This is a genomic window from Streptomyces sp. NRRL S-495, from assembly GCF_000966955.1.
GTDB classification, from domain to species: Bacteria; Actinomycetota; Actinomycetes; order Streptomycetales; family Streptomycetaceae; genus Kitasatospora; species Kitasatospora purpeofusca.
The window spans coordinates 1-15,812 of sequence record NZ_JZWY01000599.1 but is presented as its reverse complement, the minus strand read 5'-3'; the positions used below and the strand labels follow the sequence as shown (position 1 = coordinate 15,812).

The window sequence follows — 15,812 nt, the reverse complement described above, 5'->3', positions numbered from 1 at the left end:
CCCCACCCCCGCGCCGGCCCCACCCCCGGGCCGGACCGGCCGGACCGATGCCGCGCCCGGCATCAGTCCGGCCGGCTCCACCGCACGTCCAGGCGCTTGAGGCCGTTCTGGAAGTTGGACACCAGCCGGACGGGCTCCGCGCCGGGGACCAGCTCCAGTCCGGGCAGGCCGGAGAGGACCTGCCGCAGCATCGCCGCCATCTGCAGGCGGGCCAGCCGGGCGCCGACGCAGAAGTGCGGACCGTGGCCGAAGCTGACGTGGTCGTTCGGGCTCCGGGTGATGTCGAAGCGGTCCGGGTCCGGGAACACGCTCCCGTCCCGGTTGGCGGAGGCGTGGTACACCACCCCCTTGTCGCCCCGCCGGATCCGCCGACCGCCGAGTTCGACGTCCCGGGTGGCGGTGCGCCGGAAGTCCACCACCGGCGGCCAGTGGCGCAGCATCTCCTCGACCGCCGAGTCGGTCAGCTCCGGTCGCCGCAGCAGCAGCCGGTACTGCGCGGGGTGGGTGAGCAGGGAGTACAGACCGCCCGGCAGGGCGTTGCGGACCGTCTCGTTCCCCGCGACCGCGAACAGGAAGAACATCGTCTCGAACTCCGCCGTGCCGAGGCCGCCCTCCCGCATCCGGGCGAGCACGCTACCGGGGCGGGGGCGTTCGGCGAGCCCGTGGGCGTAGGCGAACATGTCCGCGAGGGCGGCGCGCGAGCGGGGGTTGACCGGGCGGCCGTCCGGCGCGGTACGGGCCGTGGGGCGGTGGGCGAGCGCGGCGCGGCCGAACTCGGAGAGCGTGGCCGGGTCGACCGTGCCGGAGTCGGCGTGGTCGGCGTCCTGGTAGCCGATCACCCGGTCCGCCCAGTCCTGCAGCAGCAGCCGGTCCTGCTCCGGGACGCCCATGATCCGGGCCAGCGTCCGCACCGGGAGGTCGGCGGCCAGCCGGACGAAGTCCGCCTCGCCGTGCGCCCGCACCCGCCGGACCGCGTCCGCGGCGTGCCGCTCGATGCCGGCGGCCAGCTCGCGCAGGGCGCGCGGGGTGAACGCCCCCGCGACGATGCGGCGCAACCGGGCGTGGTCGGGCGGGTCCTGGTTGAGCATCATCGTCCTGGCGTGGTCCAGGTCGGCCGCCGTGTCCGGGTCGCGGATCTGGGTCGCCCCCAGGTGCGAGGAGAACAGCTCGGGCGTGCGCAGCACGTGTTTGACGTCGGCGTGCCGCAGCACCGCCCAGTAGCCGGGACCGGCGGGCCACGGCCCCACCGCGGGCTCCTCCACCCAGCACACCGGCGACTCGGCGCGCAGTTCGTGGAACAGCTCGTACGGCACACCCTCGGCATAGGTCCCGGGGAGGAAGATCCGGTTCGCCCGCGCCTGATCGATCGCCATGGCGACCGACCGTACGCCGCGCCCCGACGCACCGCCAGAAGGCGGGACGTCGCGGCTGCGCCCGCCGGTCGCCGGGATCCCGTAGGGTCGGCCAATGGCGAAGTACTTCGACGTGCATCCAGAGTCCCCCCAGCCGCGCACCATCAGCACAGTGGCGGCCAGTCTCCGGTCCGGGGCCCTGATCGCGTACCCGACCGACTCCTGTTTCGCGCTGGGCTGCCAGCTGGACAACCGTGACGGCCTCGACCGGATCCGGTCCATCCGGCGTCTCGACGAGCGGCACCACTTCACCCTGATGTGCGAGGACTTCGCGCAGCTGGGGCAGTTCGTCCAGCTCGACAACAACGTCTTCCGTGCGGTCAAGGCCGCGACGCCGGGCAGCTACACCTTCATCCTCCCCGCCACCAAGGAGGTCCCGCGCCGCCTGATGCACCCGAAGAAGAAGACGGTGGGTGTCAGGATCCCCGACCACCCCGTCACCCGGGCGCTGCTCGCCGAACTCGGCGAGCCGCTGGTCTCCAGCACCCTGCTCCTCCCCGGCGAGGAGGAGCCGATGACCCAGGGGTGGGAGATCAAGGAGCGGCTCGACCACGTGCTGGACGCGGTGGTGGACTCCGGCGACTGCGGCACCGTGCCCACCACGGTGGTCGACTTCTCCGAGGGCGAACCGGAGATCGTCCGGCGGGGGGCCGGCGACCCCAGCCGCTTCGAGTGACGCTCCGGAGCCCGGGCGCCCGCCCGGGCTCCTCGCCTCAGGCGGCGGCGAGGGCCGCGAGTTCGCGCAGGTCGACGCCGCGGCGCAGCGCGCGCAGGTCGTCCTGGAGGTCCGACGGCGGCACCGCGAGGACGGTGCAGCGGGCGTGCGCCAGGCAGTGGTGGCCCACCGAGCCGCCCCCGAGCATCCGCCGTACCGCACCGCGGACAGTGCCGTGCCGACCCGCGCCCACCACCAGCAGGTCCCCCGGCCGGTCGGCCAGCCCGGTCAGCACCGGCCCGGCCGGGCCGCGGACGGCCTGCGGCTCGACCCGGACCCCGGCCGGGAGCCCGCCGAACGCCTCGTCCAGCGCCCGCTCCAGCCGGGCGGCGGCCATGTCCTCCCAGGCCCGCAGCAGCGGCGGGCAGGGCCGCAGCCGGTAGTTGTGCTCCCCGCCCGCCGGCGTCCACGCCAGCACCGGCACCAGCACCGCACCCCGGTCACGCGCCTCGCCCACCGCCCGGTGCAGAGCGGTCAGGCTCCCCAGCGAGCCACTGACTCCGACGATGACGCGTGCGCCGTCCGACATGATCCTTCACTTTCCGGTATTCAATCGTCCCATTGCTTGGCGATTATGGTTCCACAGGGGACCATGGCCTGCAAATCGAAGGCTTTAACTGTATATGGCCTTGCATCGTACAGGCGGGCAACGCCTCCGCCGCCGGTAATTCGCTGGCGGCCGACCGACGGCCCTCGCCACCCTGGTCGACGTGCCCCTGTCGAACACCCCCGAGCCGACGGCCCCTGCGCCGACCGGCGGCCTGCCGCCCCACCTGGGCGGCTGAGGAGGCGGGCGGCCGAGGGGCCGGGCAACCCGGCGGCGGCATACGATCAGCGAATGAGCAAGCGTAGTGATTCCTCGTCATCCTCCCCGGTGACGGTGTTCTCGCACGGGTGGGCGCTGCCGTCCGGGGACTCCGTCCTGTCCATCGGCTCGGTCGGGTCGGTGCTGTCCATCGGTTCGGTCGGCTCGGTGCTGTCGGTCGGCTCCGTCGGCAGTTTCCTGTCGATCGGCTCGGCCGGTTCGGCGGCCTCCGCGCTGTCCATCGGCTCGTGGCTGAGCGTCGGCTCGCTGCTCTCCGCGAACTCCCGGTGGTCGGTGCTGTCCTGGCGCTCCCGGCGGGGCCTGATGGTGGCGGGCACGGTCGCGCTCGCCGCAGGAGCGGCGCTCGCGGGCGGGTCGGCGTCCGCCCGCCGCCGACGGTAAGGCCCGGCATGGCGACCAAGCTCCCCCCGATCGGCCCCTCGCTCGGCCCTCTGCTCGGCCCCTGGATACGGCGACTGCCGCGCAATCCGGCGTTCTGGTACGTGGCCGCGCTGGCCGCGATGTGGCCGGTGCTGCGACTGCTGCCGCCCGAACGGGTGCACGCGCTGCGCACCTGGGCGTCCACCGACCTCGGCAATCTGCACCTGTGGCCGGACGGCCATCCGATCGAGTCGCTGACCGTCTCGGTGTTCGTGCCGCAGGACACCATCTGGGTCTGGCCGGTGTTCGCGCTGTCCCTGTTCGCGGTGGTCGGGGCGCTCGGCGCCCGCCGGGCGGTGGCCTCCGTGGCCCTCGTCCACGTCGCGGCGACCGCCCTCACCGAGGGCCTGGTGTGGTGGCGGATCGAGCACGGCTCACTGCCGGCCGAGGCCGCGCACGCGATGGACACCGGCCCGTCCTACGTCGTGGTCACCGCCCTGACGCTGGCCGCCACCCGGGCCCGCCCGGTGTGGTCGCGGGCGGTCTGGCTGCTGATGCTGGCGGTGGCGGCCCCCGCGCTGCTGGCCGGCCTCCCGGACGGCGAGACCGCCGCCGTCGGCCACCTGGCCTCGCTGCTCGCGGGCCTCGCCCTCGCCGCCGCCCACCGCTTCGGCCTCCCGCCACTGCGCCGCCGACCCCACCCCGCACCCCGACCCGAGCCCGGTTCCACCGGGCCGGACCCGCGCCCCGAGCGGGTCCCGTCCCGCTGAAGCACCGCCGAAGCACCGCCGAAGCACCGCTGCGGTACTGGCCGCCGGCCGACGAGGCCGTCGCCCCCGGCGACCCGGGTCCGCGCGGGTGACGCTCGCCCGGGCCACGGCATCGCCGACCGCGACACGCGGAGCACGCCCCTCATCGTGTGGGCACGAACCTTCCCCCACCGAGGAGCACGCATGTCCACGCTGAGACCACATCGGCGAAAGTCCCTCACCGCAGCCGCTCTGACGGGCTCCCTGCTGGCCGTCCTGATTCTGTCCGGCAGCGCGGCCGGAAGCCCCGGCCCGCGAACCCTCCGACCCGGGATCCCGGGCACCGCCCTCACCTGGGGCAGCAACGTCGAGGGCCAGCTGGGCGACGGCACCACCGTCGAGCAGAGCACCTCCCCCACCCCGGTCTGCGGGGCGGCCCCGTGCACCGACCCGCTCCAGGGAGTGATCGCCGTCTCGGGCGGTGACCGGCACAGCGTGGCGCTGCGCTCCGACGGCACCGTCGTCACCTGGGGCGACAACACCCACGGTCAGCTCGGCGACGGCACCACCACCAACAGCACCACCCCCGTCCGGGTCTGTGCCGTGGGGCAGATCGCGCCCTGCTCCGCGTTCCTGGACGACATCGTCGCCGTGGCCGCGGGCGCCGCCCACACCACGGCGCTGCGCGCGGGCGGCACGGTCGTCACGTGGGGGCTCAACGAGCACGGCCAGCTCGGCAACCCGATCACCACGGACAGCAGCACTCCCGTCCCGGTCTGCCTCACGAGCGACTGCGGCTACCTGCTGAACGACGTGGTCTCCATCGCAGCCGGCGCCGAGCACAACCTCGCCCTGCACACCAACGGCGAGGTCGACACCTGGGGCGACGACCGCCACAGCCAGCTGGGCCGGCCCACCAGCACCGGCCAGGTCTTCCACGTCTGCGCCTCGGACCCGTTCGACTACTGCCGCCCGCTCCAGAACGTGGCGTCGGTCGCCGCCGGCGGCGACCACAGCGTCGTGGTGCGGCTCGACGGCACCGTCCAGGCCTGGGGCGAGAACGACCTCGGGCAGCTCGGTGACGGCACCACCACCGAGCAACTGGTGCCGGTGCACGTCTGCGACACCGGTGCGATCGCACCGTGCGGCGCCCTGCTGTCCGGCGTCACCGCGGTGGCCGCAGGCGACAAGCACACCGTGGCCCTCCGGTCCGACGGCGGCGTCCGCGTCTGGGGAGGCGCCGGACGGCTGGGCAACGGCACCGGGGACGGCAGCACCACCCCGGTGGCAGTCTGCGCGGAGGGTGCGACCGCGCCCTGTGCCGACCTGCTCTCCGGTGTCACCGCGCTCGCCGCCGGCGGCGGCCACAGCGTGGCGCTGGCCTCCGACAGCACCGTCCTGACCTGGGGCGGCAACGAATCCGGGGAACTCGGCAACGGCACCTCCGGCACCGCCGGCAGCAACGCGCCGGTCCACGTCTGCGCCGCCGGTCAGAGCGCGCCGTGCGACGGGCAGCTCACCTGCGCCGTGGCCGTCGGCGCCGGCTACAGCCACACCCTCGCCGTGATCCGGCCCTGACCACGAGGGGAGCCCCCGGCGGTCCGGGGGCTCCCACCCGGCACGCTCGGCGCGGGTCGACGAGCTCCTGGGCGAAGACCGTCCCGAGGGGCTCGGGGCCCGCATACCGCCGGCAGTCCCACTGGCGCACCTCCTCCCGCCGTCCCGTGTCCGGATGTGACAGGGAATCGTCATTGCCGCCGTCCGGCCGCCCGGCCGAGGATGGACCCATGCCTACTCCGCACCGGGTCGTCATCGCGGTCTTCCCCGATGTCGACCTCCTCGACGTCACCGGCCCGGCCGAGGTGTTCGCGCTGGCCAACCGGGAGACCGGTGGCCGGGCGGGCTATCAGGTCCGGCTCGCCGGTCCGGTCGGCGGCGCCGTCCGGACCTCGGCGGGGGTGCGGCTGCTCGCCGACCTCTCCTTCGCCGAGGTCGGCGCGGACGTGGACACCCTGCTGGTGCCGGGCGCGGTCGAACTGACCGGCCACGGACCGGTGGCCAAGGTCGACACCACCGTCGTCGACTGGGTGCGCGAGACCGCGCCGCACGCGCGCCGGGTGGCCTCGGTGTGCGTGGGCGCCCACGTCCTGGCGGCGGCCGGCCTGCTGGACGGGCGGACGGCGACCACCCACTGGTCGACCGCCGCGCAGCTCGCCGCCGATCATCCCGAGGTGACGGTCGACCCCGACCCGATCTTCGTGCGCACCGACCGGGGCCGGCTGTGGACCGGGGCCGGCATCAGCGCCTGCCTCGACCTCGCCCTCGCCCTGGTGGCCGAGGACCAGGGCGAGCGGACCGCGCTGGCGGTGGCCCGGCAGCTGGTGATGTACCTCAAGCGGCAGGGCGGGCAGAGCCAGTTCTCCGTCCCGCTGAGCCACCCGGCCACCGAGCGGCGCGACATCGACGAGCTGCTGCGGTGGATCGCCGAGCACCTCGACGGCGACCTCTCCACCCCGGCCCTGGCCGCCCGGATGTGCCTCAGCGAGCGGCACTTCGCCCGCGTCTTCACCCAGGAGACCGGCACCGGCCCGGCCGGTTACGTCGAGGCGGCCCGGGTGGAGGCGGCCCGGCGCCTGCTGGAGACCACCGACCGGCCGCTCGACCAGGTCGCGGCAGCGGCCGGACTCGGCTCGGCGGAGACCCTCCACCGGGCCTTCCGCCGCCGGCTCGCCCCCCCCCCGGCCGCCTACCGCCGCCGCTTCCGCACCCCGACCGGCTGACACCTGCCCCTTCCTCCGCGCCGTTCCCTTCCTTCCCCATGCCCCGAAACAAGCAAAATGTCCCGGAAAGGCACCCTTGTGACCACGCACACCACCACCCCGGCCACTCCCCTGCGCACCGTGATCGGCCTGGACGACCGGCTGCCCCGGCTGGCCGACTCCGTCCTCCTCATGATCGATTTCCAGAACACCTACCGCACCGGCGTGATGGCCCTGGACGGCGCCGAGGAGGCCCTCGCCTCCGCCGCCGACCTCCTGCGGCGCGCCCGCGCGGCGGGCACCCCGGTGATCCACATCGTCAACGACGGCGGCCCGGGCACCCCGTACGACATCCGCGCCGACATCGGCGCCATCAGCCCCGAGGTCGCGCCCCTCGCCGGCGAACCCGTCCTCGTCAAGACCTTCCCCGACGCCTTCCACGCCACCGAGCTCACCGCGACCCTCACCGCCCTCGGCTTCGCCCCGGAGAGCGGCAAGGACCTCGTCCTGGCCGGCTTCATGACCCACATGTGCGTCACCTTCACCGCCCAGGGCGCCTTCCGCCTCGGCTACCGCCCCACCGTCGTCGCCTCCACCACCGCCACCCGCCCCCTCACCGCCCCCGACGGCACCCTCCTCCCCCGGCCGCCCTCCCAGCCTGACCGCCCCGGAGCTGATCCGCCGGAGGGCCCGCACCGGGTGGTGCGGGCCCTCCGGCAGCTCGGGTCCGACGGGGTTCAGGCGCGGCGGCGGGCGGTCCGGGCGGTGCGGACCGCGTGGACGAGGATGCCGGCGAGGAGGAAGAGGACGCCCTGGCAGATGGCGGCGTAGCCGGAGCCGACGGCGAGCCAGGCGGAGAAGGCGAAGGCGCCGAGGGCGAGGGTGAGGTCGCGGGCGAGGCGGGCGGGGGCGACGCGGGTGCGGTCGCCGCGCAGCAGCCAGCGGAGTTGGGCGGCGGTGGAGAGGAGGTAGGGGACGGTCGCGGTGAAGGTGGTGACCAGTACCAGGGTGTCGAAGGCGGACTTCGCGCCGGAGGCGAAGTTGAGGACGGTGAGCAGCGAGGCGAGGGTGACGCCGACCAGGACGCCGACGACGGGGACGCCGCGGCGTTCCACGGTGAAGACGGCGGGGAACAGGCCGTCCTTGGCGGCGGCGCACGGGGCCTGGGCGGAGAGCAGGGTCCAGCCGTTGAGCGCGCCGGTCATCGAGACGAGGGCGGCGACGGCGACGGCCGTTCCGCCCCAAGAGCCGCCGAAGACGGTGTTCACGGCGTCGGAGAAGGGCGCGGTGGAGTGGATCAGCCGCTCGTGGGCCACGGAGCCGAACACGGCGAGCGTGCCCAGCAGGTAGACCACCGCGGCACCGGCGGTGCCGAGCACGCTGGCGCGGCCGACGTTGCGTTCCGGGTCGCGGACCTGGCCCGCGCTCATGGCGGCCGACTCCACGCCGAGGTAGCTGAAGAGCAGGATCGCCGCGGCGGCCGTCGTCCCGCCGAGCCAGCCCTCGCCGGTCGCGTCGAAGGGGCCGAGGTTCGCCGGGTCGAAGGCGGTGAGACCGGCCACCGCGACCACCATCAGGGCGACGAACTTGAGGACGGTGGAGACGAGTTGGACGGTGCCGACGTAGCGGGTACCGGCCAGGTTGGCGAGCGCGGGCAGCCATTGGACGGCGAGCGCGCAGGCGAGAGTGAGGCCGGTGGAGTGGCCGAGGGGCCACAGCACGTCGAGGTAGCCGACGGCGGCGACGGCGAGGGCGGCATTGCTGACCCAGGTGGTGATCCAGTACGACCAGGCGGCCAGGAAGCCGGCGAAGTCGCCGAACGCCTCGCGGGCGTAGACGTACGGGCCGCCGGTGCGCGGGTCGCGGCGCGCGAGCCGGCCGAAGACCAGGGCCAGGGTGATCGCCCCGACCGTCAGCACGGCGAAAGCGAGCAGGCTGACCGTCCCGTAGGGGGCCACGGCGGCGGGGATCATGAAGATGCCGCCGCCGATGATGTTGCCCATCACCAGCGCGGTCGCAGTCGGCAGGCCGAAGCGGCGGCCGGCGGGGGCCGCAGCCGGGGCGTGGGGCGGGAGCGACGGCGCGGGCGTCGGGTCGACGTCCGTCCGTGCGGGTCGGGGTGCCTGCCGGGTCGCGGCCGGGCTGGTCTGCATGGGGGCGTCGGGCCTTTCCTGTCCTGCGCGCTCGGTGGAGCGGACGCCCATGCTGGTGCAGGCGGCACCTTGTACCAAATCGGTGGGATTTGTTCTCCGGACGGGGCCGCCGGCCGGAAAACCTCCGGTCGCGAAGCACCCGGACGGTCACTCGTCCGGTGCCGCCGCGGCGGCCGGGATCAGCCAGTCACCGCAGCGGCCCGGCCGGACGCGTCGGCCGGGGCGTCCGGCAGGAGGTGCACCGGCAGGTCCGCCCGGCGCTTGACCCTGAGCTTGCGGTAGGAGCTGGTCAGATGCTGTTCGACGGTGCTGACGGTGATGAAGAGCTCATGGGCGATCTGACGGTTGGTCCGGCCGCGCGCGGCCAGCTCGGCCACCCTGAGCTCGGCCCGGCTCAGTCCGACGGCCGGCAGCACTCCCGGCCCGCGTTCGCCGCGTTCGCCACGCGCGCTGCGCGCACCGCGTTCACCGCGGGCGTCGGGCACGCCGACTTCCCGCTCCTTCTCCACCGACCACATGAGCTGTCATCCCCCGATGAACATGCGCGACCGCACGATTCTGCCATGCGCCCGGCGGACGCATCCACCGGTCGCGCGGGCGGCGGCACCCCGGCCACCGCCCGTCGACCCGGCGTCAGCCCGAGGTGTGCCGCAGGATGTCGAGGACCTCGCCGGTGATCGCGGCCTCGTTCTGCTCGAAGGCCGGCCCGGTCAGCAGCTCCGGCTGCTCCGGGAGGCCGGTGAGCACCGGGGTGTGCAGGTGACCGCCGGGCAGTTGCGGGGCGAGTTCCAGGCGCAGCCGGTTGGTGCGGTAGGCGACCTCGTTGGAGAGGTAGCCCCCGCCGCCGCCGGCGACCGCCCGCGAGCCGGGGGTCGGCCCGTCCTCCCGGTCGACCGGGCCGGTCCCGCCGGCCGGGATCTCGGTGACGGTGGTGTTCAGCAGCACCGGGTAGGGCTGCTGCACGGCGGTCATCGGGCCGGTGGGCAGGCTGGTGGCGATGAACTCGGCGCCCGGGCCGAGCCCCGGGGCGGTGACGGGGTGGTCCCGGGTGCCGCCGGAGAGCGCGCCGATGTTGTCGGGGTAGGGGTCGGCGGAGCGGGAGCGACCGGCCCAGGCCTCCAGGGTGAACAGCCCGGGGTAGCCCTGGCTGATGGTGGTGATGAGGTCCGCGGCGCGGGGGCCGCGGGCGAGCCGAGGGGCGTAGGCGCGCTCGACCATGCCGAGGTCGAAGTCGCCGTAGCGGACCGGGAGGAGCACCGAGCGGATCTCGGCCGGGGTGCCGTCGGCCAGGGTGATCCGGCGGCCGTCGAGTTGCAGCGCCGCCGAGCCGGAGGGGTTGGCGCGGCGCGGCTCGGCGTCCAGGCCGAAGGGGTCGAAGCCGCTGATGAAGATCCGCCGCACGCCCGGGCGCCCGCTGAACCCGCTGTCGGCCAGTCCGCGCGAGGCGTCCTCGAAGCGCTGCCGCAGCGCGGCCGGGTCGACGCTGAAGCCCGGCTGCCAGCGCGCGAGCCGGACGGTCATGGCGACCCTGGTCCAGTAGAGCGGCCGGTCGTCGGTGCTCGGCAGGTCGCCGCCGGGGCGGCGGCCCTGGGCGCGGTCCACACCGGCCCGCCAGAGCGCCCCGCCCCAGGCGTCGAGGAGCCGACCGGCCTCGTCGGCGTTGCGGGCGGTGCACAGCGCGGCGGGGAACCGGGCGACGAAGTCGCCGAAGCCCCCGCGTTCGGTCAGCGCGGCGGTCCGCGGGTCCGCGGTGCGGGCCTGTTCCCGGTCGAGCGGCGCGGACTCGACGGTCCGGCAGCCGGGACCGGCCGCGTGGGCGGTGGCAGCGGTGGGGAGGATCGAGGCGGCGAGAGCGCCGATGAGGGTCGCGGTGAGCGCGGCCCGGCGCCGAACGGTCGTCATGGCGTGGACATTACAGAGGCCCTCCCGGCTCCACCAGAGCGCCTCACCACCGCCACGCACAGTGACCACGGGCCGCACCGGTCTGCGGAGACCCGCAGCGGAGGCGGTCTCCACCCCCCTGGCGGGTCACGCCCCGTAGCGGTTTACTGGGAGTGAGCAGGGCAGAAACGGAGGCCCGGCGATGGAATGTCCCCACCCACCCGGATTCCACACCGAGGTCCGCGAGCACTACGCGGCCACCGGCGCCGAAGTGGCCCGGCTGCTGCGCTCGGCACCCGAGGACCTCTGGACCGCACCCACCCCGTGCCGCGACTGGGACGTGCGCACACTGGTGAACCACCTCGCCGCCCAGCACCTGTGGGTGTGCCAGGCGATCGCCGGCTACACCCCGGCCCAGATCGGCCGCCGCTTCGAGGGCGACGTCCTCGGCCGCAACCCGCTGGGCGTCTGGACCATGGCCGTGCGCAGCGCCCAACGCGCACTCGCCCGGCCCGGCGCCCCCGACCTCCTGGTCCACCTCGGCTACGGCGTACGGGACGCCGGCGGTTACGCCCGCGAGCTGGTAGCCGAGACCGTCGTCCACAGCTGGGACCTCTCCCGGGCCCTCGGCGAGCACGGCCGGATGCCCCCGGGCTCCGCCCGCTACGCGCTCGCGGAGTTCCACGGCTACCGCGACCTGGCCGGCACCGGCCGCTTCGACCCACCGTTCGCCGCGCCGCCGGGCGCGGACGCCGAGGACCAGCTCCTGGCCCTCACCGGCCGCGACCCGGCGTGGTCGGCCGACCGCATCTGACGCCGCCGTGTTTCCCGCGACGGCCCCGGGCGGATGCGGAAGGTCCGGGGGGCTCAGAACATCAGGTCGTAGCCGGCGTCCTCGTTCGCGCTGAAGTTGGCGTTGCCGTTGGCGTCGGCGAACCGGAGCGTGCCACCGACGACGGAGCCGGTGAACTCCTTGAGCTTGACCCCCTCGTGCGCGACGGAGGCGAGCACGGCGATGGCGAGCTCCGAGCCTTCGTCGAACTTGAGCTGGAGCGTGCAGTAGACGCTGTCGGCCTCCGCGCCGGCGACCATCTTCGTACAGAGGCCGTACGCGGTACCGGGGTCGCTTCCCCTGGTGGCCTTGAAGGTGGCCTTGGTGGCGTAGGGGACACCGACGTCCGGGATCGCGCCGCCCGCCAACGGCGCCGCCACGCTGTCGATGACGAGGTCGGGCTTGACGGCCGCCCGGACCGAACGGTGGGTGTCCGCCCGGTCCTGACCGTCCGCCAGTGCCGGCACGCCCATCGCGGCGGTCGCGCCGACCACCAGGGCGGCGACAGCCACGGGGAAGGGCTGCTTGAAGAAGAAGGGTCGTCCCACGGGTTGCTCCAGGGTCGTGACGGGGTGGGCCTGTTGGCCGATCCGTATCCGAGCGCACCGTTCGTGGGCGGATCGCCCACCCCGCGCGGACGGACACGGAGTTCCACTCCAACGGGTGACGCGCACTCCCCCGATCGCCGACGGGCACACCGGACCGGCCACCCCGGCATGCCTACCGGGGCGACCGGTCAGCGGGCGAGGCGGCCCAGGAGGGCGGAGGCGGAGGTGATGCCGAGGGCGGTGGCCAGGGTGAGGACGCCGAAGTCCAGCAGCAGGTGCGAGGGGGTGCCGATCAGCAGCCCGCGCAGGGCGTCGACCTGGTAGCTGAGCGGGTTGGCCAGGCTGATCGCCTGGAGCCAGCCCGGCATCAGGTCGACCGGGTAGAGGGCGTTGGAGCCGAAGAACAACGGCATCGTGATGGCCTGTCCAATGCCCATGAGACGGTCGCGGGTGAGCACGATCCCGGCGATGGTCATCGAGAGGCAGGAGAAGAAGGCCGAGCCGAGGACCACCACCGCGACGACTCCGAGCAGCCGCAGCGGGTTCCAGGTCATCGCCACCCCGAGCACCGCCGCGAGCAGCACGACCACGACGGCCTGGATGACTGCCTTGACCCCGGCGGCGAAGGCCTTGCCGGTGACCAGGGCGGCTCTCGGGGTCGGTGTCACCAGCAGTTTGGTGAGCACGCCGGAGTCCCGCTCCCAGATGATCATGATGCCGTAGAAGATCGCCACGAACATCGCGGACTGCGCGATGATCCCGGGGGCCAGGTAGTCCAGGTACGGGATCCCGTCGGTGGGGATCGCCTTCAGCCGGGTGAAGGTCTCGCCGAAGATCAGCAGCCAGAGCGCGGGCTGGATCGCCCGGGTGTAGACCTCGGTCCGGTCGTGGCGCAGCTTCTGGAGCTCGACCACGCACATCGCGGCGACCCGGGCGGGCACCTGGCGCCAGCCGGTGCGGGGCGGCGGGGGCACCAGCAGCAGGCCCAGGTCGAGTCCCAGGTCGAGTGCGTCAGCCGACGCGGTTGGCTGTGCGGCGGGTCCGGCGGACATCGTTGAAGTCTCCTTCCGTACCCTCGCCGCGGGCGAGGCCGCGGCCCGAGAAGTGGCGGAACACGTCGTCGAGCGTGGGATCGGGCAGTGCGGAGTCCTGCTCACGGACCCGGGTCTTGAGTTCGTCGGGGGTGCCCAGCGCGCGGATCCGGCCCCGGTCCATGAGGGCGATCCGGTCGCAGTGGCGGTCGGCCTCGTCCATGTAGTGGGTGGTCACCAGCACCGTCATCCCGGTGGCGCGGCGGACGGCGTCGACCCGCTCCCAGACGCTCGCGCGGGCGATCGGGTCCAGGCCGATGGTGGGCTCGTCCAGCACCAGCAGCCGTGGGGCGCTGACCAGCGCCTGGGCGAGTTCCAGCCGTCGCACCATGCCGCCGGAGTAGGTGCCGGCCGACCGGTCGGCGGCCTCGGTGAGGTCCACGGCGGCCAGGGCCTGGGTGACCCGCGCGGACCGTTCGGCGCGCGGCACGTCGAAGACCCGGGCGAACAGCGCGACGTTCTCCCGGCCGGTCAGTCCGGCGTCGGCGGAGAGCTGCTGCGGGACGTAGCCGAGCAGCCGGCGGACCTCCGCCCGGCGCCCGGCCGCGTCGTGGCCGAAGACCCGGACCATCCCGGCAGCGGTCGGCAGCAGGGTGGTGATCGCCCGGATCGTGGTGGTCTTGCCGGCGCCGTTGGGGCCGAGCAGGCCGAAGACCTCGCCGGCCCGCACGGTCAGGTCGACGCCGTCGACGGCCCTGGTGTCGCCGCCCTTCCGCCGGCCCCGGCGGAAGGTGTAGGTCAGGCCGCGGCAGACCACCGCTTCGTCCGGCCCGGTCGTCATGGTCCGGTCCTCCCTCCGGCGGCCGGGGCCGCCGTGCCCGGTTCGCCCGCGCGCTCGCGCAGGCCCGTCGCCACTCCGCGCAGCGCGGGCAGCGCGGCGGCCAGCGCCGCCCGGTCGGCGGCGGGCAGCCCCGCCACCACCTCGCCGACCAGCGCCTCCCGCCGGGCCCGCCAGGCCGTCAGCCGCTCCACGGCCTCGCCGGTGGCGTACAGCAGGGCGGCCCGGCGGTCGGCCGGGTCCACCTCGCGGCGCAGCAGGCCGAGCGCGACCAGCTGGTTGACCAGGGTGGAGACCGAGTTGGCGGCCAGGCACAGCTCGGCGGCGGCGTCGGAGACCCGCAGACCGGGGAAGTCCGTCACCAGCCGCAGCAGTTCGACCTGGGCGCCGCGCAGCCGGGGTTCGCTCAGGCCCTCGCGCAGCCGGCGTCGCACCAGGCGCTGGATCCCGACGAGGAGGGTGGAGAACTCCTCGCCCAGCGCCGGGTCGGGCGGGTCCGGGGCGGTCGCACTCATACCTCCGATTTTAGCTCTCAGTGAGAGCTTTCTGTCGAGGGGCGGGACGGTCGACGTCCGATTCACGCCGGACCGACTCCCCTTCGCCCTGGTGGACTTCGACGCGGACCGCGCTCCGTCGCCGGACGCCGTGTCCGCCCCACCCCTCGGAGAACAGGAGCTTCCGCCGTGCCCGAGACAGAGACAGAGCCCGGCCCCCGGCTGCCCGGCCCGCCCGCCGCCACCGCACCGCCGGGACCCCCGCCCCGCGACAACGCGCGGAACCGGCGCGGAACCGGGGGCCTGCCGGCCGTCCTCGCCGTCACGGCGGGCGTCTTCGCCATCGTCACCACCGAGATCCTCCCGGTCGGGCTGCTCGGCCCGATCGGCGCGACCTTCCGGATCTCCGACGGCACGACGGGCCTGATGATGACCCTGCCCGGCCTGGTCGCCGCCGTGGCCGCGCCCGTAGTCACCGTCGCGACCCGGCGGGCCGACCGGCGCACCGTGCTCTGCGGCCTGCTGCTGCTCCTCGCTCTCGCGGACCTGCTGAACGCGGTGGCGCCCGCCTACGGCGCCGTGCTGCTGGCCCGGGTCGCCCTCGGCCTGGTGATCGGCGCGTTCTGGTCCATCGGTTCCGGACTCGCGCCGCGCCTCGTCCCGACCGAACGCCAGGCCCGGGCCAACACGGTGATCTTCACGGCCGTCCCGCTCGGCTCCGTCCTCGGGGTCCCGGCCGGCGTGCTCCTCGGCTCCCTCGCGGGCTGGCGCGCGGCCTTCGCCGCCATGGCCGCCCTGACGCTGCTCGCGCTGGCCGCCCTGCTGGCGACGCTGCCCCCGCTGCCGCCGCCGGCCACCACCACCGGACTCCCGGTGCTGCGCGGGCTGCTCACCGGCCGGGGCACCCGGGCCGGTCTCGCGGTGACCTTCCTGATCGTGCTGGCCCACTTCGGCGCCTACACCTACGTCACCCCGTTCCTCACCGAGGTCACCCGGGTCGGCCCCGGCACGACCGGCGCCCTGCTGCTCGCCTACGGGGCGGCCGGACTGCTCGGCAACCTGCTCGCCGGCGCCCGCGCGGCCCGCGCCCCGCGCCCGGCCCTCGCCGCGGCCGCCGTCCTGCTGGCGGCCGCCACGCTGCTGCTGCCGGTGCTCGGGACCGGCGGCCCCGGCGCCACGGTCCTGCTGCTGCTCTGGGGAGCGGCCTACGGTGC

General features: G+C 74.7%; 16 protein-coding genes and 1 pseudogene. 8 read left to right on the top strand and 9 right to left on the bottom strand.

Going from position 1 to position 15,812, the window contains the following annotated elements; all coding sequences use genetic code 11:
• Positions 1–62 precede the first annotated feature (62 nt).
• Entirely contained in the window at positions 63–1,373 is a 1,311-nt protein-coding gene (locus VR45_RS28490; RefSeq protein WP_045942724.1) for a cytochrome P450, read from the bottom strand.
• Positions 1,374–1,467: 94 nt separating this feature from the next.
• Here VR45_RS28490 and VR45_RS28485 point away from each other — a divergent pair, with 94 nt between their 5' ends.
• Positions 1,468–2,088, top strand: coding sequence for an L-threonylcarbamoyladenylate synthase (locus VR45_RS28485; protein WP_045942723.1), 621 nt, complete (start codon positions 1,468–1,470; stop codon positions 2,086–2,088).
• 37 nt (positions 2,089–2,125) lie between these two features.
• On the opposite strand, the gene VR45_RS28480 is transcribed toward VR45_RS28485, so the two are convergent.
• Positions 2,126–2,656, bottom strand: a complete 531-nt coding sequence (locus tag VR45_RS28480; protein WP_045942722.1) for a universal stress protein — start codon at positions 2,654–2,656, stop codon at positions 2,126–2,128.
• A gap of 309 nt (positions 2,657–2,965) precedes the next feature.
• On the opposite strand from VR45_RS28480, the gene VR45_RS28475 reads away from it, so the two are divergent.
• From VR45_RS28475 to VR45_RS28455, 5 genes are all read left to right on the top strand, one after another.
• Entirely contained in the window at positions 2,966–3,334 is a 369-nt protein-coding gene (locus tag VR45_RS28475; protein WP_045942721.1) for a hypothetical protein, read from the top strand.
• An 8-nt stretch (positions 3,335–3,342) separates the two neighbouring features.
• Positions 3,343–4,083 (top strand): rhomboid-like protein, encoded by a 741-nt coding sequence (locus VR45_RS28470; protein ID WP_045942720.1) that lies wholly within the window; start codon positions 3,343–3,345, stop codon positions 4,081–4,083.
• A 183-nt stretch (positions 4,084–4,266) separates the two neighbouring features.
• Complete coding sequence (locus VR45_RS28465; RefSeq protein WP_052709446.1) at positions 4,267–5,640, top strand: hypothetical protein; 1,374 nt, start codon at positions 4,267–4,269, stop codon at positions 5,638–5,640.
• A gap of 209 nt (positions 5,641–5,849) precedes the next feature.
• Positions 5,850–6,842, top strand: a complete 993-nt coding sequence (locus tag VR45_RS28460; RefSeq protein ID WP_045942719.1) for a GlxA family transcriptional regulator — start codon at positions 5,850–5,852, stop codon at positions 6,840–6,842.
• A gap of 78 nt (positions 6,843–6,920) precedes the next feature.
• Complete coding sequence (locus VR45_RS28455) at positions 6,921–7,652, top strand: cysteine hydrolase family protein (RefSeq protein WP_107084297.1); 732 nt, start codon at positions 6,921–6,923, stop codon at positions 7,650–7,652.
• Here the strand turns inward: VR45_RS28455 and VR45_RS28450 are convergent.
• The 3 genes and pseudogenes from VR45_RS28450 to VR45_RS28440 form a co-directional block, all read right to left on the bottom strand.
• Positions 7,559–8,974: an amino acid permease gene (locus VR45_RS28450; protein WP_045942718.1), complete on the bottom strand. Its 1,416-nt coding sequence runs from the start codon at positions 8,972–8,974 to the stop codon at positions 7,559–7,561. The two genes, VR45_RS28455 and VR45_RS28450, sit on opposite strands and share 94 nt — an antisense overlap.
• 179 nt (positions 8,975–9,153) lie before the next feature.
• Positions 9,154–9,372: pseudogene (locus tag VR45_RS49110) on the bottom strand (helix-turn-helix transcriptional regulator); the annotation flags it as partial.
• Between the two features lie 235 nt (positions 9,373–9,607).
• Positions 9,608–10,876: a hypothetical protein gene (locus VR45_RS28440; protein ID WP_045942716.1), complete on the bottom strand. Its 1,269-nt coding sequence runs from the start codon at positions 10,874–10,876 to the stop codon at positions 9,608–9,610.
• A gap of 181 nt (positions 10,877–11,057) precedes the next feature.
• On the opposite strand from VR45_RS28440, the gene VR45_RS28435 reads away from it, so the two are divergent.
• Positions 11,058–11,669, top strand: coding sequence for a TIGR03086 family metal-binding protein (locus tag VR45_RS28435; protein ID WP_052709445.1), 612 nt, complete (start codon positions 11,058–11,060; stop codon positions 11,667–11,669).
• Between the two features lie 53 nt (positions 11,670–11,722).
• Here VR45_RS28435 and VR45_RS28430 read toward each other — a convergent pair whose 3' ends face one another.
• The 4 genes from VR45_RS28430 to VR45_RS28415 all read right to left on the bottom strand — a co-directional run bounded on the left by VR45_RS28430 (position 11,723) and on the right by VR45_RS28415 (position 14,619).
• Positions 11,723–12,235: a hypothetical protein gene (locus VR45_RS28430; protein ID WP_045942715.1), complete on the bottom strand. Its 513-nt coding sequence runs from the start codon at positions 12,233–12,235 to the stop codon at positions 11,723–11,725.
• A gap of 188 nt (positions 12,236–12,423) precedes the next feature.
• A complete protein-coding gene (locus VR45_RS28425; RefSeq protein ID WP_045942714.1) occupies positions 12,424–13,287 on the bottom strand; it encodes an ABC transporter permease in 864 nt (287 codons plus the stop codon).
• Complete coding sequence (locus VR45_RS28420) at positions 13,247–14,107, bottom strand: ATP-binding cassette domain-containing protein (protein ID WP_045942713.1); 861 nt, start codon at positions 14,105–14,107, stop codon at positions 13,247–13,249. Before VR45_RS28420 ends, VR45_RS28425 begins: the two co-directional genes overlap by 41 nt.
• Complete coding sequence (locus tag VR45_RS28415; protein WP_045942712.1) at positions 14,104–14,619, bottom strand: MarR family winged helix-turn-helix transcriptional regulator; 516 nt, start codon at positions 14,617–14,619, stop codon at positions 14,104–14,106. Before VR45_RS28415 ends, VR45_RS28420 begins: the two co-directional genes overlap by 4 nt.
• Before the next feature lie 282 nt (positions 14,620–14,901).
• Here VR45_RS28415 and VR45_RS28410 point away from each other — a divergent pair.
• A partial coding sequence (locus VR45_RS28410; RefSeq protein WP_045942725.1) for an MFS transporter occupies positions 14,902–15,812 on the top strand: 911 nt, incomplete at its 3' end.